This window comes from Flavobacterium humidisoli, assembly GCF_023272795.1.
GTDB lineage: Bacteria > Bacteroidota > Bacteroidia > Flavobacteriales > Flavobacteriaceae > Flavobacterium > Flavobacterium humidisoli.
In genome coordinates this window covers 281,803-301,741 of record NZ_CP096829.1, presented here as the reverse complement: position 1 = coordinate 301,741, position 19,939 = coordinate 281,803, and the positions used below count along the sequence as shown (strand labels likewise).

General features: G+C 33.3%; 19 protein-coding genes. 9 read left to right on the top strand and 10 right to left on the bottom strand.

The window, feature by feature from the left end; all coding sequences use genetic code 11:
* The first annotated feature begins 6 nt into the window (after positions 1 to 6).
* Both M0M44_RS01475 and M0M44_RS01470 read left to right on the top strand, forming a co-directional pair.
* Complete coding sequence (locus tag M0M44_RS01475; RefSeq protein ID WP_248728203.1) at positions 7 to 1,347, top strand: O-antigen ligase family protein; 1,341 nt, start codon at positions 7 to 9, stop codon at positions 1,345 to 1,347.
* A 64-nt stretch (positions 1,348 to 1,411) separates the two neighbouring features.
* Entirely contained in the window at positions 1,412 to 2,806 is a 1,395-nt protein-coding gene (locus tag M0M44_RS01470) for a sugar transferase (RefSeq protein ID WP_248729974.1), read from the top strand.
* 6 nt (positions 2,807 to 2,812) lie between these two features.
* On the opposite strand, the gene M0M44_RS01465 is transcribed toward M0M44_RS01470, so the two are convergent.
* Positions 2,813 to 3,949: a lipoprotein N-acyltransferase Lnb domain-containing protein gene (locus tag M0M44_RS01465; RefSeq protein WP_248728202.1), complete on the bottom strand. Its 1,137-nt coding sequence runs from the start codon at positions 3,947 to 3,949 to the stop codon at positions 2,813 to 2,815.
* Positions 3,950 to 3,983: 34 nt separating this feature from the next.
* Complete coding sequence (locus tag M0M44_RS01460) at positions 3,984 to 5,051, bottom strand: putative type IX sorting system protein PorV2 (protein WP_248728201.1); 1,068 nt, start codon at positions 5,049 to 5,051, stop codon at positions 3,984 to 3,986.
* 192 nt (positions 5,052 to 5,243) lie between these two features.
* On the opposite strand from M0M44_RS01460, the gene M0M44_RS01455 reads away from it, so the two are divergent.
* Together M0M44_RS01455 and M0M44_RS01450 are read left to right on the top strand one after the other, a co-directional pair.
* On the top strand, positions 5,244 to 5,960 hold the full coding sequence (locus tag M0M44_RS01455; protein ID WP_248728200.1) for a CDP-alcohol phosphatidyltransferase family protein: 717 nt from the start codon (positions 5,244 to 5,246) through the stop codon (positions 5,958 to 5,960).
* 9 nt (positions 5,961 to 5,969) lie between these two features.
* Entirely contained in the window at positions 5,970 to 6,824 is an 855-nt protein-coding gene (locus M0M44_RS01450) for a glycoside hydrolase family 25 protein (protein ID WP_248728199.1), read from the top strand.
* Positions 6,825 to 6,842: 18 nt separating this feature from the next.
* Here the strand turns inward: M0M44_RS01450 and M0M44_RS01445 are convergent, their stop codons facing one another.
* The 5 genes from M0M44_RS01445 to M0M44_RS01425 all read right to left on the bottom strand — a co-directional run bounded on the left by M0M44_RS01445 (position 6,843) and on the right by M0M44_RS01425 (position 10,243).
* A complete protein-coding gene (locus M0M44_RS01445; RefSeq protein ID WP_095929367.1) occupies positions 6,843 to 7,064 on the bottom strand; it encodes a DUF5808 domain-containing protein in 222 nt (73 codons plus the stop codon).
* Between the two features lie 86 nt (positions 7,065 to 7,150).
* Positions 7,151 to 7,891: an LPS export ABC transporter ATP-binding protein gene (lptB, locus tag M0M44_RS01440; protein ID WP_029272155.1), complete on the bottom strand. Its 741-nt coding sequence runs from the start codon at positions 7,889 to 7,891 to the stop codon at positions 7,151 to 7,153.
* Between the two features lie 228 nt (positions 7,892 to 8,119).
* Entirely contained in the window at positions 8,120 to 8,470 is a 351-nt protein-coding gene (locus tag M0M44_RS01435; protein ID WP_144217757.1) for a carboxymuconolactone decarboxylase family protein, read from the bottom strand.
* On the bottom strand, positions 8,463 to 9,278 hold the full coding sequence (gene tatC / locus M0M44_RS01430; RefSeq protein ID WP_248728198.1) for a twin-arginine translocase subunit TatC: 816 nt from the start codon (positions 9,276 to 9,278) through the stop codon (positions 8,463 to 8,465). Before tatC ends, M0M44_RS01435 begins: the two co-directional genes overlap by 8 nt.
* Entirely contained in the window at positions 9,278 to 10,243 is a 966-nt protein-coding gene (locus tag M0M44_RS01425; protein ID WP_248728197.1) for a KpsF/GutQ family sugar-phosphate isomerase, read from the bottom strand. Before M0M44_RS01425 ends, tatC begins: the two co-directional genes overlap by 1 nt.
* A gap of 86 nt (positions 10,244 to 10,329) precedes the next feature.
* Between M0M44_RS01425 and recQ the strand changes: the two genes are divergently transcribed.
* Complete coding sequence (gene recQ, locus M0M44_RS01420; protein ID WP_248728196.1) at positions 10,330 to 12,525, top strand: DNA helicase RecQ; 2,196 nt, start codon at positions 10,330 to 10,332, stop codon at positions 12,523 to 12,525.
* Positions 12,526 to 12,635: 110 nt separating this feature from the next.
* On the opposite strand, the gene M0M44_RS01415 is transcribed toward recQ, so the two are convergent.
* Complete coding sequence (locus M0M44_RS01415; protein WP_248728195.1) at positions 12,636 to 12,875, bottom strand: hypothetical protein; 240 nt, start codon at positions 12,873 to 12,875, stop codon at positions 12,636 to 12,638.
* 246 nt (positions 12,876 to 13,121) lie between these two features.
* On the opposite strand from M0M44_RS01415, the gene M0M44_RS01410 reads away from it, so the two are divergent.
* From M0M44_RS01410 to M0M44_RS01400, 3 genes are all read left to right on the top strand, one after another.
* Positions 13,122 to 14,681 (top strand): NAD(P)/FAD-dependent oxidoreductase, encoded by a 1,560-nt coding sequence (locus M0M44_RS01410; RefSeq protein ID WP_248728194.1) that lies wholly within the window; start codon positions 13,122 to 13,124, stop codon positions 14,679 to 14,681.
* Positions 14,682 to 14,756: 75 nt separating this feature from the next.
* A complete protein-coding gene (locus M0M44_RS01405) occupies positions 14,757 to 15,458 on the top strand; it encodes an SMI1/KNR4 family protein (RefSeq protein WP_248728193.1) in 702 nt (233 codons plus the stop codon).
* A 20-nt stretch (positions 15,459 to 15,478) separates the two neighbouring features.
* A complete protein-coding gene (locus tag M0M44_RS01400) occupies positions 15,479 to 16,564 on the top strand; it encodes a DUF6630 family protein (RefSeq protein ID WP_248728192.1) in 1,086 nt (361 codons plus the stop codon).
* An 88-nt stretch (positions 16,565 to 16,652) separates the two neighbouring features.
* Here the strand turns inward: M0M44_RS01400 and M0M44_RS01395 are convergent, their stop codons facing one another.
* Both M0M44_RS01395 and M0M44_RS01390 read right to left on the bottom strand, forming a co-directional pair.
* On the bottom strand, positions 16,653 to 17,612 hold the full coding sequence (locus tag M0M44_RS01395; protein WP_248728191.1) for a quinone oxidoreductase family protein: 960 nt from the start codon (positions 17,610 to 17,612) through the stop codon (positions 16,653 to 16,655).
* A gap of 181 nt (positions 17,613 to 17,793) precedes the next feature.
* Positions 17,794 to 19,206, bottom strand: coding sequence for an aminopeptidase P N-terminal domain-containing protein (locus tag M0M44_RS01390; RefSeq protein ID WP_248728190.1), 1,413 nt, complete (start codon positions 19,204 to 19,206; stop codon positions 17,794 to 17,796).
* A gap of 261 nt (positions 19,207 to 19,467) precedes the next feature.
* On the opposite strand from M0M44_RS01390, the gene M0M44_RS01385 reads away from it, so the two are divergent.
* A complete protein-coding gene (locus M0M44_RS01385) occupies positions 19,468 to 19,905 on the top strand; it encodes an META domain-containing protein (protein WP_248728189.1) in 438 nt (145 codons plus the stop codon).
* Positions 19,906 to 19,939: the final 34 nt, after the last annotated feature.

The following is a 19,939-nucleotide window of genomic DNA, read 5'->3' as shown; positions in this document are numbered from 1 at the left end:
TTTATAATGAAAAACTCAAAACTTACTTATTTAACCTTAATTGTTTTTCATGCATTATTAGCATTAGTCGTCTTTGTTATTCCATTTATATCCAAGATATATGCTTTACTTATTATCATTGTAGGATTTATAATTGTTTATACAAGTAAAAACAAAAATAATGAAGTGCTTTTTGTAAGTGCTTATTTAGTTGGAGCAGAGGTTTTTTTACGAATGACGGGAGGAAATTTAAACAATGAATTTGCAAAATTTTCCGTAATATTCTTCATGATTTTTGGAATGGTTTATAGTAATTTTTCGAAAAATGGATTAATATATTTAGTGTTTTTATTACTATTAGTTCCTGCTATTTTCATTACGATTTCGGAAGCTGGGATAGATGTTGATCTTAAAAAATCTTTGTTTTTTAATTTATCAGGCCCATTATGCATAGCTATGTGTGCGATTTATATGTTTAATAGAAGAATTGCATTTGATACACTTGGGAAAGTTTTAATAATAATGGGGTTTCCAATAATTTCCATAACTGTATATCTATTTTTATATGCACCAAGTATTAAAGATGTTGTGACTGGTACACAATCAAATTTTGAAACTTCAGGAGGTTTTGGACCGAATCAAGTTTCTACTATCTTGGGACTTGGAATGTTTATCTTTTTCACACAGTTGATTTTATTCTCAAAATCTAAAATAGAGTTATTTATTAATTCGATATTATTTATTTTCATCAGTTATCGAGGCATTGTTACTTTTTCGAGAGGAGGAATTATGACCGCAGCTGCAATGATTGTGTGTTTTTTGTTTTTACTCTATTATTTTTCTAATGCCAAAGGGAAAAGTAAATTAAATTTAATATTTATTTTAACAGGAATCGTCAGTATTGGGGTTTGGACATATAGTTCCTCTCAAACAGGAGGTCTAATTGAAAAACGTTATACTAATAAAGATGCTCGTGGCCGTGAGAAAAAAGATCGTTTGGGAGGAAGAGAAGAAATTATGGATGCAGAAATAAATCTTTTTATGGATAGCCCTCTTTTGGGTGTTGGAGCTGGGCTAAGTAAATCCAAAAGGGAAGAGGAATTAGGAGGACAAGCCGCATCACATAGTGAGATAACCAGACTACTTGCCGAACATGGAGTTTTTGGGATTGTAGCTTTTTTAATTCTTGTTACAGTTCCATTTGTAGTTTATATAAACAATAAACAACATTTATATTTTTTGCCATTTATAATATTTTGGCTTTTAACCATTAATCATGCAGCAATGAGAACTGCCGCCCCTGCGTTTGTATATGCATTATCGCTTCTTTTTGTACAAGTGAAAATTCCTGAAGAAACAGAAAATTAATAGATTAGTTATATTTTTTTGCGATACATTTGCTTTGCCCTAACCCAATTAAAACCTACAAATGATGTTCTCAAAAAAGAAAATGCATTTCGAAATTTCGGAGAGGAAGATATTACTCCTTTCTTTCGATGCTATTTTTATTTTATCCGCGTTATATCTATTAAGCTCAGTATTTGACTATCATTATTTTGAATTTGATATTCACAGCTCGTTGAGTATTCTTTTACTAATTGCCTATCTTTATATTTTTGGAGTAATATTCGAAATTTATAATTTACAAGTGGCAAGCAATCAGCTTCAGATTCTGCAGAATGTCGTTTTTACTGTTACTGCCACTGTCCTGGCTTATTTGTTTACACCAATTCTTTCTCCTGTATTGCCTAAACAGAGGCTCGTTATACTAATATTTTATTTTACAATATTAATCACGCTGTTGTTATGGCGTTTGTTTTACTGCTACTTTCTAGCCTCTCATCGTTTTTCTCAAAGTGCAGTTTTGATTTGTGACCAAAGCGAAGTTGAAGAATTGGTTTTAGGATTAGAGAATGTCGATCCGCATTATAAAATTATTGGTTTTGTAAATTCCGATTCTATTGCAAATGAAAATCTAGATTTTCATTATGTAAAAGAAGTAAAGAAAGATGCTTTAGAACATTTTGTATCGACACATCATGTTTCAGAAATCATTATTGCTTCTCAAAATACAGACGGAATCACTCCAGATTTATATCAGCAATTGCTTCATTTATTAGAAAAGGGAACTATTATACGAGAATATACTCAGGTTTATGAAAGTAAGACACAACGAATCCCGGTTCATCATATAGAAAAAGATTTTTATAGATTTTTTCCTTTCAGCAGAAGTAATAGCAATAAACTTTATTTGTCATTTGTTCAGCTTATAGAAATTATGTTTTCTATTTTTGGACTATTAATTTCCTTAGTTTTTATGCCAATAATTTTTATTTGCAACATCTTTGCAAATAAAGGAAGCCTTTTTTATACTCAAGAAAGAGTAGGGAAAAATGGAGATATTTTCAAGATCTATAAGTTCAGAACCATGACAGAGAATTCAGAAACCAATGGAGCTGTTTTTGCTGTTCATAATGATAAAAGGGTTACTCCATTTGGTAAATTTATGCGAAAGTCAAGAATAGATGAACTGCCTCAATTTATTAATGTTTTAAAAGGAGACATGGGCGTAATTGGCCCAAGGCCTGAGCGTCCTTTTTTTGTTGAAGAAATCGCTGCTGTAATGCCTTTTTATGAAACACGTCATGTAATTAAGCCTGGACTTACAGGATGGGCGCAGGTTAATTATTCTTATGGAGAATCTATAGATGAGAGTTTGATTAAACTTCAATACGATCTATACTACATCAAGCACAGAAGTGTTTTTCTTGATTTGAGTATCACTTTCAAAACCATTACTACGGTTTTGTTCTACAGAGGCCAATAATATTTTTTAGATTATAATCGGAATTGGTTTTTTGTTGCGAATAGCTGTTCGCACTAAAACCACTCCGCTTGTAACGATTAACGGTAAAGTGATGAAGAAATGTGCTTTGTTAATCAAAAACAAAAAGTAAATCACTAAAAGTATAAAGTTGATTAACGAAAATCGATAAGTCCATAATTTGTTTTTGAAAATAGAAAATAAAACTAAAACCAATAATAGTGGACTGAATAATAGAACATTATAATTCATTGCCAGTTCTTGGTGAAAAGAATAAAATCCCATAATAACAAAGAATATTCCAATAAGAGATAAAATCAAAAAGTAGATTTTATCGACTGTTTTGTTTCGGGCGAAGATTACAAAAAGCAGAATAAAAAGATAGGTATAGATGTTATTCCACCAAGAAGTTGGTGTTTCTTTTGTAAATTCAAGTAGTGTTGTGCTTTTTGAAGCTAGAGGTTTATTTTGAAAAGTAGTTTGGTCTAAACTGTTTTTCAATTCAAATGGAAGAAAAATTCTTGTTCCCATTTGATCTACTTTCGTTCCAAAAATAATGCTTGTTCCCAATTGATCGTAGAAATGACCATCAAAGTAAGGAAATAGAATAGAGCGATAGGTTTTGTCTGTGTCTTCTGTTTTAGCAATTACATTTCCGCCTAAAGTTTTATTCACCACATCAACAACCATCGAAGTGCAGTTTTTATCGATAAATTTGTATGTATAATAACGCTCGTCAGAAGCTAAAACGGCATTTAATCGGTCAAAAAGTTTTTGTTTTAAATCTTGAGAAATCAGTAATTCTTGCTCATAAATACTTCTTTTTTCATAAGTGTATTCATTAAAAAAATCGGCATAAGAGTGTACTGTTGCAAAATATTGGAGATCTCCTTTTGCGAACTTTAGAACAAAATTTGGAGTTCTAAAATCAAAAGTTCCGTAATTGTAAACAACGTCAAAATTGTTTCCAGGATCTAAAACTCTAATTCCTGTGTGTCCGAAATAAGAATACGTTTCGTTTCCAAGTCCACAAGTCAGAATGCTAATTTTAGCATCTTTAGATAAAGCTAAACTTTGGCTGAAACCAATAAAACTGGATAAGAATAATAAAATAAAAAGTGCTTTCTTGGACATGACAGTTTTCATGATTTAAAATTTTAATGTTTTCGGTTTCTAATTATTATCTAAAGATACCTAAATCTACTTTCAGCGAAAAAATATTAGAATACAATGCAGTGCTTTGATTTCCTAAATCAGTTAAGGCGTAATCAATTTGTATGCCTTTATATCTAAATCCCAAACCGATATTAGGCTGGAAGTTTACTTTTTCAGTATTGTCCAATTGTGTTACGTTCTGAAAATTTCCAGCGCCAGCTCGAACGAAAACCAAATCGGTATATCCAAACTCAAACCCTAGAGCTGGGTCTATACTTATAGGTTTTGAAGAAATGATATCATTTGTCTGTTCGAATCGCATATTTAAATTTGCAGAAGTCACAAGACTGCATTCGTTATGAAAATCAAATCTTTTTGAAATTCCCAATTGTGCTTTTGGTAGTGTTATTTCTGTGCTTTCTGGCAATTCGTTATTTTCTCCCGGAATTGCATTAGCGATTTTGGCATATTCTTCTTCGTCAATATTCCAAATGTTGTAAGTTGTGGTAATATCTCGAAGCATTAAGCCAAATTTCCAGTCGTTTCTTTCAAACTGAAGTCCAATATCAAATCCAAATCCCCACGAATTAGCAAATTTTCCAATTATTCTTCGAATTACTTTTGCGTTTACACCATATTGAAATCCGTCAACAGGTAGTTTTCGAGCATAAGAAAAAGTAAAACCATAATCTGCAGTAGAGAAAAGACTAATTCTATTGTAATCTATATTTCCTTGATTATCGATTAATTGTGTGGTATCCATGATATCATCCACTCCAAAACGAATCATCGAAATTCCCCAAGCACTTCTGTCGTCAATGGGGCTTGCATAGCCAATGTAATCGTATTGCGCAATATTAGCAAAATAGCTGGCGTGCATTAAAGCAATTTGATGATCTTCAAGATGCGTTAAACCTGCAGGATTCCAGTAAACTGCATTTACATCATTGCTCGAAGCAGTTACAGCACTTGCCATTCCAAGAGCTGCGGCATCGACACCAATATTCATAAATTCATTCGAATATTTTCGAACAGTTTGTGCATACTGAAAAGTACAACTCCAAAGTAATAAAAACACTAAATATTTCTTCAATGTATATGTTTTTGCAGATCGAGGCCTGTTTTTAAATTTTTATCAAAAATATAATATTTTACTCATCTAATAAGTTCCTTTAGTTAAATATTCCGAAAGTCATATTTTGAAATAAAAAACTCTCCAAAAAACTCGTTTTGCATCGAGTTATTATGCTAAATTTGTTCTCTTCCATTATCAAAACTTTAAACTATGAATATTAAAAAGCACATTCCAAATCTAATTACATTAATCAATCTTTTCTGTGGCTGTGTCGCAGTTGTTTTTGTCTCGAAAGGAGATTTTTTAATGGCTTTTTACATGGTTTGTTTAGGAATATTTTTTGATTTCTTTGATGGTTTTTTTGCCAGATTATTTAAAGTTTCAAGTCCGCTTGGATTACAGTTGGACTCTTTGGCAGATATGGTGACAAGCGGCGTTGTGCCAGGTTACGTCATGTACAGTATGTTTGCAAGAGGCGGAGATCAATTAGGAAATCAAGCAATTGTTCCTTTTTTAGGATTTATTATAACTTTAGGTGCCTGCTACAGATTAGCCAACTTTAATATCGACACGCGTCAGACAGATTCGTTTATTGGTTTGCCAACTCCTGCAAATGCTATTTTTATTATTAGTTTACAAATAGTTCTGGATATGTATGCAGATTCGTCTCTTATAATTCTTGAATTATTGACAAATCAATGGGTTTTATTACTTATTACATTAGGCAGCGCTTATATTATGAATGCTGAAATTCCGTTGTTTTCTTTAAAAATTAAAAAATTCAGCTTAAAAGAAAATGCACTTCAAATCGTATTTTTGATTGTCTGTGTATTGCTAGTGGCATTACTTCATTACATTGCAATTCCGCTGATTATTGTATTCTACGTTTTACTGTCTATTATCAATAATCTATTTCTGAAAAAGTAATTCTGTTTAATGGCAAGAAAAACGACTTATCGTAAAACATATTCAAGAAAACCAGCTGGAAGATCTTTTCTGAGCAGACTTTTTCGAGGACTTTTATTGATTTTTTTCGGACTTTTATTCATTGGGATAATTTATCATTATCGCAAAGGGCTTGCTTATTATTTAGGTTTTAAAACAGAAAAGGTTTTAGATGAAGATGCGGTCGACAAACACCTTTCTGATGTTAGAAATATTCGTGTTCTTGAGAATCATAAAGGAAAAGTAATTGGAATTGACGTGTCTGAATTTCAGGGAAAAGTCGATTGGGAAGAAGTCGAAATTTTAGATGAAAAATACCCGGTTCAATTTGTTTTTATTCGTGCAACTGCAGGAAATGATCGTGTAGATAGACAATTCAAAAGAAATTGGGAAGGCGCAAAAGAAAATAAAATCATGCGTGGCGCTTATCACTATTATCGTCCAAACGAAAATTCGATTGAGCAAGCAGATCTTTTTATCAAAACAGTAAAATTGCAAAAGGGAGATCTTCCGCCAGTTTTGGATATCGAAAGATTACCGAAAAATCAGCCTTTAGACAGTTTGAAAAAAGGCTTGAAGCGTTGGTTGAATAAAGTGGAGAAACATTATCAGGTTCGGCCAATAATTTATTCAGGGGAACGATATTATTCAGATTTTTTAAAAGAAGAGTTTAGCGAATATCTTTTCTGGATTGCCAATTATAATTTCTACAGAGAAAAAATTGAAGATGATTGGCTGTTTTGGCAGTTTACTGAAAAAGCTTCTTTGCCAGGAATCAAACACCGAGTTGATGTTAATATCTACAATGGCGATTTAGAACAATTGCATTTTATTACTGTTGAGTAATACGGAATACTTTTAAAGTTATTTCAATAAAACTAAAATAACAATTATTATAAAAGGCAATAGGAGCATGACAGAATATGGATTGGCAAAATTTATAGTGTAGCCCATCCATTGAATCTTTTTGGGAGGAAGTAATCTTTTGTCTTTCGGATTATAATAACAGGTATTGAAGAAATACCAATTCTTTGGATCTTTGTGCCAATTATCGTAATCTTCCTGAGTTGGTTTTTCTGATTTCATTCGTAACTTTTTTAAGAATATTAGATTAAAAAAAAATGGTAAAAAGAAATTTGCATTTTACTTTTTACCATTCAGATATAACTTTCTTAAAATTCAAGTTTCTTTTTACGAAGCTCGAAGTTTTGTCCAAGATAAACGCGGCGAACCATTTCATCTTCTACCAATTCTTCTGGAACTCCAGCTTTAAGAATTCCTCCTTCGAACATTAAGTAGGTTTTGTCGGTAATCGCTAAGGTTTCCTGAACGTTGTGGTCGGTAATTAAGATTCCGATGTTTTTATTTTTCAATTGTGCCACAATTCGCTGAATATCTTCAACTGCAACCGGGTCAACTCCTGCAAAAGGCTCATCCAATAAAATAAATTTAGGATCGGTTGCCAATGCGCGAGCAATCTCTGTACGACGACGCTCACCTCCTGAAAGTAAATCGCCTCGGTTGGTGCGAATGTGTTCTAAGCTAAATTCTTCGATTAAACTTTCCATTTTAGCAATCTGTTCTTCTTTAGAAAGTTTAGTCAATTGTAAAACGCTTAGAATATTATCTTCAATGCTTAATTTTCTAAATACAGAAGCTTCTTGTGCCAAATAACCAATTCCTTGCTGTGCACGTTTGTACATTGGGTAATCAGTAATATTCAAATCGTCAAGATAGATGTTTCCTTGATTTGGTTTTACCAATCCCACAATCATGTAAAAAGACGTTGTTTTTCCAGCTCCATTCGGACCCAAAAGCCCCACGATTTCTCCTTGATTTACTTCAACAGAAATCCCTTTTACAACACTGCGTCCTTTATAAGTTTTGATTAAATTATCGGCTCTTAGCTTCATTTTTTTTAATTAGATAATTTGAAAATTAGATAATGAGATAATGAAAAAACGATCTCAAATTCAATTTTATAATTTGATTTGAAAGACAAAATAAATTTAAAATAATCGATTTGATAAATCAATTAACAAATTATTGCGTTTTTCAAATTTAGAATTTGTGCTTCAAAATTAAATAATTAATGTATTTCAGGAGAAATTATCTAATTATCAAATTGGCACATTTTCTAATTATTTCCCTGCTTCTTCAAGTGCTTCCCAGAATTCGTAAGCTCTTCTTAAATGAGGAATCACGATTGTTCCTCCAACTAGAGTTGCGATTCCCATTGCTTCCATCATTTCTTCTTTAGAAACGCCTTCTTTATAGCTGGTTTCTAGATGGTATTTTACACAGTCGTCACATCTTAAAACAGTTGATGCTACTAGACCCAAAAGTTCTTTTGTTTTTACATCAAGAGCGCCTTCAGCATAAGCATTAGTGTCAAGATTAAAAATTCGCTTTACAATTTTGTTATTGTCAGCAAGCAGTTTTTCGTTCATTTTAGAACGATAATCGTTAAATTCTTGAATAATATCAGACATTTTCTTTTAATTTATTTTTATACACAATCTTCGAAATTAGAATACTGACTTCGTAAATAAGTAACATCGGAATTGCAACAATAGTTTGACTCACAACGTCTGGAGGAGTTACAATTGCGGCAATAATCAAAATGATTACTACGGCATATTTCCAGTACTTTCTCAAGAATTGTGGGGTTACTAATCCTAATTTCGTTAAGAAATAAATTGCAATTGGAAGTTCAAAAAAGATCGCGCTTCCCAATATGCTTGTTTTTACCATTCCCATATACGATTCCAGCGTAAATTGGTTTTTTACAACATCACTCACAGAGAAAGTTGCAACGAAGTTTACTGACATCGGAATTACAACAAAATATCCAAATAATACTCCTAAAAAGAAAAGTAAGGAAGAGACAAAAATGAATAATTTAGCATTCTTTCTTTCTTTTTCATAAAGGGCCGGACTGATAAATTTCCAGATTTCCCATAAAATATAAGGGAAACTCAAGATGAAACCAGCCAAAAGACACATCCATACAAAGATGTTAACCTGACCTTCCATTTCGGTATTCTGAATAATAAAATTCAGTTCTGTAATACAAATGCTATCAGCAAAACCTAGCTGATGTGATAAGTCGCAAAACCAAACATAGGTAAAGAATGTTGGTCTTATCGGACCTAAAATAATTTGATCAAATAAATAATCACTAATAAAATAAGTAACAAATGCCATGATGCATGTTGCAAGTGTACTTCTAACCAATAACCATCTTAGTTCTTCAAGATGATCTAAAAATGACATTTCGCCAAGATTTTTTTTTGCCATTATACGATTCCTTCTTTTAAAATGTCATGTAAATGTAAAACTCCTTTGTATGTTCCTTCGTCAGAAACAATTAATTGTGTAATAGAGTAGTCTTCTAAAATATTTAAAGCATCAACTGCCATTGTCTCAGATGAAACCATTTTTGGATTTTTCGTCATGATGTCTTTGGCTGTTAAGTCTGCGATAGAATCTCTATCGTTTAACATTCGTCTAATATCTCCATCGGTAATAATTCCGATTATTTTATCATTTTCTACAACTGCTGTTACGCCTAGTCTTTTTTCAGAGATTTCAAAAATCACTTTTTTGACAGAGGTATCAGGGGTAACGGTTGGTTTTAGTGAGTTTTCTATCATATCTTTTACGCGAAGCAATAGTTTTTTTCCTAATGCACCGCCTGGATGATAAACTGCAAAATCTTCTGGTTTAAAATCACGCATTTCCATTAAACAAACGGCTAAAGCATCGCCCATTACAAGCTGTGCTGTTGTACTATTTGTCGGAGCTAAATTAATAGGGCAGGCCTCTGTGTCAACAGTTGTGTTTAAAACCAAATCAGAACCTTTTGCTAAAAATGAAGTTGTGTTTCCTGTAATAGCAATTAAGGTGTTTCCAAATCTTTTTAATAAAGGAACAAGGACTTTGATTTCTGGACTATTTCCGCTTTTAGAAATGCAAATAATGATGTCGTCGTTTTGAATCATTCCTAAGTCGCCGTGAATTGCTTCTGCGGCATGTAAAAACATAGAAGGAGTTCCGGTTGAATTAAAAGTAGCCACCATTTTTTGTGCAATGATCGCGCTTTTTCCAATCCCCGTCACGATCAAACGGCCTTTGGTTTCGTATATGCATTGGACAGCTTCGTAAAAATTTTCGTCCAAAAAATCAATTAGTTTTGTAATTGCTTCACTTTCAGAGAGTATTGTTTTCTTGGCAATCGCCAATATATTTTCTTTTGTGATCAAAACAGAATATTTAAAATTTGTATGTATAAAAGAAAGTTGTATCTTTATGTGTTGCAAATTTATACAAAATACCATTAATATAGAGAATGAATTCAAATGAAATTGAAATACATAAAGAATTAAAGAAGTATTTCGGCTTTAGCCAATTTAAAGGCTTGCAAGAGCAAGTCATTACGAGTATTTTAGACAGAAAGAATACGTTCGTAATAATGCCGACTGGTGGTGGAAAGTCTCTTTGCTATCAACTGCCAGCTTTAATTCAAGAAGGAACAGCAATTGTTGTTTCTCCTTTAATTGCTTTGATGAAAAATCAGGTTGACGCAATTCGAAGTCTTTCGTCTGAGAATGGAATTGCACATGTATTAAATTCTTCCCTAACTAAAACAGAAATTGCTCAAGTCAAAAAAGATATTACGTCTGGATTGACCAAACTTTTGTATGTCGCCCCCGAATCATTAACAAAAGAAGAATATGTAACCTTTTTACAAAGTGTACCTATTTCTTTTGTTGCTATCGATGAAGCGCACTGTATCTCAGAATGGGGACATGACTTTAGGCCAGAGTACAGAAATCTGAGAAATATAATTAAGCAGCTGGGGAAAGTGCCTATTATTGGACTGACTGCAACTGCAACACCAAAGGTTCAGGAAGATATTCTGAAAAACCTTGATATGGCAGACGCCAATACTTTTAAAGCGTCTTTCAACAGACCGAACTTATATTATGAAGTTCGCACAAAAACAAAAAATATCGAATCGGATATTATTCGATTTATCAAACAGCATAAAGGCAAATCTGGAATTATTTACTGCTTAAGCCGTAAAAAAGTAGAATCGATTGCCGAAGTTTTACAAGTAAACGGAATCAGTGCTGTTCCTTATCATGCGGGTTTAGATGCAAAAACGCGGGCGAAACATCAGGATATGTTCTTGATGGAAGATGTTGATGTCGTTGTAGCAACAATCGCATTCGGAATGGGAATTGATAAGCCAGATGTTCGTTTTGTAATTCACCACGACATTCCAAAATCATTAGAAAGCTACTATCAGGAAACGGGTCGTGCAGGACGTGACGGAGGAGAAGGACACTGTTTGGCTTACTACTCATATAAAGATGTAGAAAAGCTGGAGAAATTTATGTCTGGAAAACCAGTTGCCGAACAAGAGATTGGTTTTGCACTTTTGCAGGAAGTTGTGGCTTACGCCGAAACTTCAATGTCTCGTAGAAAATTCCTTCTTCATTATTTCGGTGAAGAATTTGACAGCGAAACAGGCGAAGGAGCCGATATGGACGATAATGTTCGTAATCCAAAACATAAAGTAGAAGCCAAAGATGAAGTGGTTAAGCTGCTGGAAGTTGTTCGCGATACGAAACATATTTACAAGTCAAAAGAAATTGTCTTTACTTTAATAGGGCGTATTAATGCTGTCATTAAAGCGCACAAAACAGATACACAACCTTATTTTGGTTCTGGTTCTGGCCACGACGAAAAATATTGGATGGCTTTATTGAGACAAGTCTTGGTAACAGGACTTTTGTCAAAAGATATTGAAACTTATGGCGTAATAAAAATTACGCAAGAAGGTCTTGACTTTATCAAAAAGCCAGTTTCATTTATGATGTCTGAAGATCATGAATACACCGAGGCTGATGATGAAACTATTGTAACGGGAGGGAAATCTTCTGGTACTGCAGATGAAGTTTTAACAGGAATGCTTCGTGAACTTCGTAAAAAAGTAGCCAAAAAACTTGGAGTTCCTCCATTTGTAGTTTTCCAAGACCCTTCAATCGAAGATATGGCTTTAAAATATCCGATAACAATACAGGAATTATACAATATTCATGGTGTTGGTGAAGGAAAAGCAAAAAAATACGGAAGCGAGTTCGTTGCTTTAATCAGCCGATATGTTGAGGACAACGATATTATTCGCCCAGACGATTTAGTGGTTAAATCTACAGGAGTAAACTCTGCAAACAAATTATATATTATTCAGAATATCGATAGAAAACTGCCATTAAGTGATATCGCTTCCGCGAAAGGACTTTCGATGGATGCGTTGATTAAAGAAATGGAACAAATCGTTTATTCTGGAACAAAGCTAAATATCAAATATTGGCTGGATGATATTTTAGATGACGATCAGCAAGAAGAAATTCACGATTACTTCATGGAATCAGAATCAGATAAAATCGAAGATGCCTTAAAAGAATTTGATGGCGACTATGATATTGATGAACTGCGTCTAATGCGTATTAAATTTATTAGCGAGGTCGCGAATTAAATTCCAATTTTTTCAAATTCCAAATCCAAAAATAACAGAATATTAAAAAATACAAATTCCAAATTTCAAGCAATCTAAAGCATTGGAATTTGGAATTTTTTTATTGGATTTTATTCTTCAAAGATTTCTCCCCGATGCGGTTTCAAAGCATCTCTTACTTGAATCATATTTTCATCGGTTACAACCATAAAAGCTATGGCGTACATATCGTCTATGACTTTAAATCCTGTAATATTTAAAGGTAGCTTTTCAATTACTATATATTCTTTTAAATGAATTTCGTGATGTTCTGCTGTCTTAGCTGAAGCTGGTCCACGAAAATCCCAAATCAATTTTATTTTTCTAGACATTTTTTTTAAAAGGTGCAAAGGTTCAGAGAGGCAAAGGTACAAAGGTTAATTTGAAAAAAAGGTTCGAAGATTCTGAGTTTTTTCTGTAAAGACACACTGTAGTGCATCCAATACAGTCAAAAGGAATCTTTTTGATGTAAATAATCTGAGTGCAAATTTTAGAGTAAATATAAAATCTCATTTCAAAATAGTACTTTTGCATGTTCTTTTCATAAAAAGAAAAGCTAATAGAATAAATATACAAAAATGCCTAAAGAACTTTTACTTCAAGTTACACCAGAAATTGCTGCAAACGAATCATTGCTAAAAGACCATTTGTCTAAGCAAATTAAAGTTTCTGCTCAAGAAATTCAGCATGTTTCGATTTTAAAACGCTCTATTGATGCGCGTCAAAAAGCAATTAAAATTAATTTGAAGGTTCTTATTTATTTAAAAGGCGAGCCTTTTCAGGAAACCAAAATTGAGCTACCTATATATAAGGATGTTTCCAATGCACAAGAAGTTATTGTTGTTGGCGCTGGTCCCGCGGGGCTTTTTGCTGCTTTGCAATTAATCGAGTTAGGTTTAAAACCGATTGTGCTAGAAAGAGGAAAAGACGTTCGAGGTCGTCGTCGTGACTTGAAAGCAATCAACCGTGAGCATATTGTAAACGAAGATTCGAATTACTGTTTCGGCGAAGGTGGGGCAGGAACATATTCTGATGGAAAATTGTATACGCGTTCTAAAAAACGAGGTGATGTAACTAGAATTTTAGAACTTCTAGTAGCTTTTGGAGCTTCTGAAGACATTTTGGTAGAAGCGCATCCGCATATTGGAACCAATAAATTGCCTAAAATTATTGAAGACATTAGAAATAAAATAAGGGAATTTGGAGGGCAGGTTCTGTTTGAAACTCGTGTCAGTGATATTTTAGTAAAGAACAATGAAGTTGAAGGAATCGTAACTCAAAACGGAGATAAAATTCACGCCAACAAGTTGATTTTGGCAACAGGACATTCGGCGCGTGATATTTTTGAATTATTAGACAAAAAGAAAATTTTAATAGAAGCAAAACCTTTTGCTTTGGGAGTTCGTGCAGAACATGCACAAGAATTAATCGACAGTATTCAATACAGCTGTGATTTCCGCGGAGAGCATTTGCCTCCAGCGCCTTATTCGATTGTAAAACAAGTTAACGGCCGCGGAATGTATTCGTTCTGTATGTGTCCGGGAGGTGTAATTGCACCATGCGCGACAAGTCCGGGCGAAGTAGTTACAAACGGTTGGTCGCCATCAAAACGTGATCAATCGACAGCAAATTCTGGAATTGTAGTCGAATTAAAATTAGAAGACTTTAAGCCTTTTGCAAAATTTGGTGCTTTGGCCGGAATGGAATTTCAAAAAAGCATTGAACAAAAAGCTTGGCATTTGGCTGGTGAAACGCAGAAAGTTCCAGCTCAGCGAATGATTGATTTTACTAAAAGTAAAGTTTCGGCAGATATTCCGAAAACGTCTTATGTTCCAGGAACTACTTCGGTTGAATTGGGACAGGTTTTTCCAGGTTTCCTAACGCAGATTATGCGTCAGGGATTTCAGGATTTTGGCAAATCAATGCGAGGTTATTTAACAAATGAAGCGATTTTACATGCGCCAGAAAGCAGAACTTCATCACCAGTTAGAATTCCGAGAGATCCTATGACTTTAGAGCATTTGCAAATCAAAGGTTTATATCCTTGCGGAGAAGGCGCAGGTTATGCCGGCGGAATTATTTCGGCAGCAATTGATGGTGAAAAATGTGCCTTGATGATTGCGGAATCCTTGAAATAATTGACCTCAGGATTTTTGAGTAGTAAAAAGATTGTTATCTTAGTGGTTTGATTGTAATAGAATTTGCCCCAAAAGATGACAGTACAAGAAATAGAAACAAAATACGGATTTCATTTTCCTCTTTTATACAAACAGTTAGATGCCGATGGCATGCTGGATGTTGGAGAATATGGTCCAAATTGGTATACAGAAGTTTATCCAACCTTAAAAGATAATCCACCTTTGCTTTTGCATTCTTACGATTTTGAATCACTCAATTTAAAATCGGTTGCAGAGGAAATAGAAGAGCTTAGAGATCCAGAGAATTATCGAAATATAAATCCAGAGTTTAAATTTATCCCTTTTGCTAAAAGTGGAGGAGGAGATTATTATTGTTTCTTTTTAAACGAAGAAAATAATGGTGATGTTCCAATTGTTTTCGTTTGGCATGATATGAATGAGGTTAATTATCTGGCGAAAAACCTTCAGGATTTTATCTTCAAAGTTTTATTGATCGATATGTCGAAACAAGATGTGTACAACGAACTTACTGATGAGGAGTTTAGAAACGATATCAAGTCGGTATTTAAATCGCACAAAAAATATCTGACCGATCGCCAAAATAGTATTCTAGCAGAAATTTTAGAACGTGAAATTATTGATTATGAAATACATGTTTCTCCCAAAATAGTAGAATCGGCTAGAGGATTGTTGACGGATTATGAATTAGAATCCATTGTCAATGAAGTAATTCCTTTTGATAAAATGAATCAGAGTTTTAAATATTCAAACGATTAGTTTTTAAACAAGATATTTTTATGAGCTTTTTCTCCAATTTATTTAATAGAAATAATGATCCAAAATCAATCATTTCTTTTGATGTTGTCGATCCCATTTATTCGTATTTATATAATCAAGAATCTAGCCTTGAATTTAAAGTAAAAGGAATTAAAGAAGATGTTATTGTAAATCTATTTTTCTTTCCAAGTTCTTTCGATCATGAAGAAGGAAAAGAAGAAATTAAAAAAGCAGGTTTCAATAATTCGTATGAAGTTCTAAATGAGCTTTATAAAAAAATGAATATTGGTGTTCTTTCTGATGAAGCCATACAAGAAGGTTTAGAATATGATTTTATACATATTCAGTTTTATTCGGAGCCAACCGCAGAGGAGAAAAAGTTTTTTAAACGATCTATAAAAAACTTTGTAATCTTTTTTTGCTGTACCAATAGTTTAGAAGTAAACGATTTTAAAATATTGTATTCAGGAACACATTTCTTCGATTATACAAAGGGATTATTAGAAAGTGAGCTCTTGGATGTAAATAATCCGAAGAATGAAAGTGAAGCAATTGGAATTAGAGATTTTAAATTGGTTTTACAGGGAATCTGCCAATATTTGAATATTGAAATTCCAGAAACTGTCGAACTTCCTTCGTCTGAAAATCTAGTAGAAAGTGAAGAAGCTACTCTAGAAGCTTTTGAAGAATTTATAAAATTAGTTTCGAGAGGGGATATTGAAGAAAAAGATCTTAAAAAACAATCGAAAAAACTTTTTAAAGATTTAAAAGAAGAGACAAAAGACTATTATGAAAAAGTCGAAGGTCATTTTGATTTCTTCGAAAGCATAGATACTTGGAACAGTGACTGGAAATTTGATCCCGAAGATGCTGAATATTTTATTTCTGAAATGATAGGTGAAGATTTAAATTTCGAATATCCGGAAGAAACGTATAGTCATGATTTGTTTCCTTACATTCAATCGGCATTAGAAAAACACAATCTAGAATTAATGACTTATGATACGCACGGAGATAATTATTTGTTTTTTGTTGCGAATAAAAATGAAGTAGGAAGGATTTTAGAATTGTCTGAACTAACAAAAATTGAAGTTACACAGTTGTAAAATATAGTCACGAATTCAAGAATCGTTTGTAATTAAAATTCGAGAATTACTTCGTCTATTCGCTTCTGTCGGGTCATGGCGAAAAGAATTAAGGGATTAAAATAATCTTTCCTGTACTTTTTCTGCTTTCTAAGAAATCGTGCGCCAGTTTTCCTTCAGATAATTTGAAAGAAGTAGGTTCCGAAAGGTTGATCTTTCCTTCGGTGATCCAATCGAATAATTGAGTTGCGCGCTTAATTCGTTCTTCTTTAGAGTTTAAATAACTCCATAAGTCGCCTCCAGTTAAAGTTTTAGAGCCGTCCATTAGCATTCTTGGATCTACTGGCGCTGGATCACCGCCCGCCATTCCGAAGAAAACGACCTGTCCGCATTCTTTAGTAACTTCAAAACTATCCATTAAAGTGCTTCCTATGCTATCATAAACCGCATCAACACCATTTGGAACAACTTTAAAAACTTCTGATTTCCAATCTTCATTATAAAGAAAAACGTGATCTGCACCTTGTTCAAATCCGGTTTTTGCTTTTTCAGCAGATGAGGTTAAACCAATAACCGTTGCACCAAGAAGTTTGCTGATTTGAGTTAAAATTTGGCCTACTCCGCCTGCAACAGCATGTATTAAAACGGTTTCTCCTTTTTGTGTTTTGTGGCTGTCTGTTGCCAGATAATGTGCTGTTAAGCCTTGAAGCAGAACAGAAGCTGCCGTTTCAAAAGAAATATTTTCAGATAAGGGAATGATGTGATTTACATTTACAGCAACCAATTCTGCATTAGCAAAAGGTGCATCGGCAAAAGCCACACGGTCACCAGTTTTATATTCTGGATGATTGTTAGCATCGACCACAATTCCAGCGCCTTCATAACCAGCAATAAATGGTGGATTTCCTTTTAAATGGTAATTTCCTTTTCGACGGTAAACATCAGCAAAATTAAGTCCGATGGCTTTCATCTCGACTAATATTTCATCTTGTTTTAATTGCGGATTAGGAATGTCGATATATTCTAAAACATCTGAATCTCCAAAAGTAGAGAAGGTAAGTGCTTTCATTTTAAACTGATTTAAGAATGTAAAGTTCGGGAAAAATTTAAAAGAAAAGCCTCAAAATAATTGAGGCTTATATTTTTTTTTGCACTCCCGATAGCTATCGGGACAAAAGGATTATTAAGATTTTAAACAAAAAAAAATAATCTGTGGAAATCTTTTTAATCTGTGGCTAAAATAAAACGAATTAGATTTTAGGAAACTTCATATCATTAAAAGTGCTTTTTTGTTTGGCTAAAGCTTCTATATCTTGCCATTTTCTAGGAGAATCTGCAGACAGGTTTTCGTACGAATCTTTAAGCATTAAAATATCATCTTCGATACGAACGCCAATATTCCACCATTTTTTATCGCATTTGCTGTTTGCTGGAATATAAATTCCAGGTTCAACAGTAAGAATCATGTTTTCTTTTATAAGAGTCTGCGGTCCGTTGTAGGTTCCTTTGTCATGAACATCTAAACCAAGAAAGTGTGAACAGCCATGAGGATAGTATAATCTTACATCTTTTGGATCTGTAATAATTCCTAATTTAATCAAACCTTTGGCTATGACGTCTTTTGCGGTTTCGTTTAAAGCCACTAGCGGAGTTCCTTCTTTGCAGATTTTAAAAACAGCTTCTTGTGCATCATATACAATCTGATAAATTGCTTTTTGTTCCTCAGTAAATTTTCCGTTTGCCGGAATTGTTCGGGTAACGTCTGCAGAATAACCGTGGTATTCAGATCCAACATCCATTAATAATAATTGATTGTCGATTTTTGTAGCGTTGTTTTCCCAGTAATGCAAAATGCATCCGTTTGCTCCAGCTCCTATAATCGGGCCATAGCCTTCCCCTTCAGCACCATAATGTTTATGAATGTAAGCGTGAATTCCATCGGCTTCGTTTTCACTCATATTTGGACCTACAGCCTTCATAACTTCGTTGTGTGCAATACACGAAAGTTTTACCGTTTTGCGCATCAAGACAAGTTCTTCTGGCGTTTTTATTTCGCGAAGAGAACTGGTAATTTTAGAGAATAAATTTTTTGAATCTTCATTTGCTTGCGTAATTCCTGCTTTAGATTTAAATGATTTCAGCAATACGTATAGATTGTCAGGATGGTCGCTTTCTTTTGCATCTGTAGGGAATTCATCGTAAATAACTTTATCGAATTTGGAGAAATCAATGGCAAACGCGTTAAAATCTTTTCCGTTATAAACAGTTGTAAATCCAAGCTTTAATTTCGCGCCTTCAATTCCTAGACGTCTTCCTGTCCACATTTCGCGAGTTGCATTTTTTTCTCTAACAAAAAGAACTTCATTGTATTTTTCGGTTCCTTGTGGCTCTTTAAAAATTAATAGGACGGCATCTGGTTCTTTGTATCCCGATAAATAATACATGTCGGGGTTTGCGTGGTAATTGTAATCGATGTCTCTAGAAAAGACTCTTTCGGGATAAGAAAAAACAACTGCGACAGAATTAGCAGGCATTAAAGCTCTAAAAGCTTCACGTCGTCCTTGATGGAATTCTTTTGTTAGATAATCGGTTGGAAGATTTTCTTGCGATTGAACAAGTGAAGTTGTCAATGCAAAAACAAACAAGAATAGGAAATGTTTCATTTTTTGGTTTTTTATTGATGATTTTTGGTTTTTTGATTGATGCAAATTACAAAAAAAATAGTGTCACTTGTTTTATTTTAAACATCTGAGCTGTAAAACTTTAAATAAATTGTAGTAACTTAGAGACAAAAAAGAATGGCTTCGGGTTAAATTTAAACTTGATAAAAGCTGTAACTGGGCACGAATATTGAGAATAGGATTTTATAGAATTATTTTAGTTCAAAAAACAAAACAAATTATAAATCTTAAAAAAACATTTTTATGAAAAAATACACATTTGCAGTCCTTTCAGTTTTAACTCTATTATTTGCTTCTTGTAAGGCATCAAAAACAGATAAAAGTGCTGATGATTTATTTGGTACAACTTGGGAATTAGAATATATTTCTGGACCAAGAATTGCTTTTGAAGGACTGTATCCAAACAAAAAACCACAGCTTACTTTCGATCAAAAAGAAACTAAAGTATATGGGAATAACGGATGTAATGGTTATAGTGCATCTTATACTTTAAAAGGAAAGTCTTTGACTTTTGGTGAAGAGGGGCCAACTACAATGATGTTTTGTGAAGGAGGAGGAGAACAGCAATTTTTAAAACAAATTAGGCTAATTACAAGTTATTCTATTGATAAAGATGGAAAATTAAATTTAATTCAAGGCGATGTCCCAATGATGAGATTTAAAAAAGTAGCAAAGCAATAGTTTAAAAATAAGTATAGAAAAAGTGAAATGATAA

Bases quoted from the DNA above. Each gene is read 5' to 3' on its own strand.
- M0M44_RS01390 (WP_248728190.1), bottom strand. From the start codon at position 19,206: ATGAAACATTTCCTATTCTTGTTTGTTTTTGCATTGACAACTTCACTT.
- M0M44_RS01400 (WP_248728192.1), top strand. From the start codon at position 15,479: ATGAGCTTTTTCTCCAATTTATTTAATAGAAATAATGATCCAAAATCA.
- M0M44_RS01410 (WP_248728194.1), top strand. From the start codon at position 13,122: ATGCCTAAAGAACTTTTACTTCAAGTTACACCAGAAATTGCTGCAAAC.
- M0M44_RS01475 (WP_248728203.1), top strand. From the start codon at position 7: ATGAAAAACTCAAAACTTACTTATTTAACCTTAATTGTTTTTCATGCA.
- recQ (WP_248728196.1), top strand. From the start codon at position 10,330: ATGAATTCAAATGAAATTGAAATACATAAAGAATTAAAGAAGTATTTC.
- M0M44_RS01465 (WP_248728202.1), bottom strand. From the start codon at position 3,949: ATGAAAACTGTCATGTCCAAGAAAGCACTTTTTATTTTATTATTCTTA.
- lptB (WP_029272155.1), bottom strand. From the start codon at position 7,891: ATGAAGCTAAGAGCCGATAATTTAATCAAAACTTATAAAGGACGCAGT.
- M0M44_RS01470 (WP_248729974.1), top strand. From the start codon at position 1,412: ATGTTCTCAAAAAAGAAAATGCATTTCGAAATTTCGGAGAGGAAGATA.
- M0M44_RS01445 (WP_095929367.1), bottom strand. From the start codon at position 7,064: ATGAAATCAGAAAAACCAACTCAGGAAGATTACGATAATTGGCACAAA.
- M0M44_RS01405 (WP_248728193.1), top strand. From the start codon at position 14,757: ATGACAGTACAAGAAATAGAAACAAAATACGGATTTCATTTTCCTCTT.
- M0M44_RS01395 (WP_248728191.1), bottom strand. From the start codon at position 17,612: ATGAAAGCACTTACCTTCTCTACTTTTGGAGATTCAGATGTTTTAGAA.
- M0M44_RS01450 (WP_248728199.1), top strand. From the start codon at position 5,970: ATGGCAAGAAAAACGACTTATCGTAAAACATATTCAAGAAAACCAGCT.
- M0M44_RS01415 (WP_248728195.1), bottom strand. From the start codon at position 12,875: ATGTCTAGAAAAATAAAATTGATTTGGGATTTTCGTGGACCAGCTTCA.
- M0M44_RS01385 (WP_248728189.1), top strand. From the start codon at position 19,468: ATGAAAAAATACACATTTGCAGTCCTTTCAGTTTTAACTCTATTATTT.
- tatC (WP_248728198.1), bottom strand. From the start codon at position 9,278: ATGGCAAAAAAAAATCTTGGCGAAATGTCATTTTTAGATCATCTTGAA.
- M0M44_RS01435 (WP_144217757.1), bottom strand. From the start codon at position 8,470: ATGTCTGATATTATTCAAGAATTTAACGATTATCGTTCTAAAATGAAC.
- M0M44_RS01455 (WP_248728200.1), top strand. From the start codon at position 5,244: ATGAATATTAAAAAGCACATTCCAAATCTAATTACATTAATCAATCTT.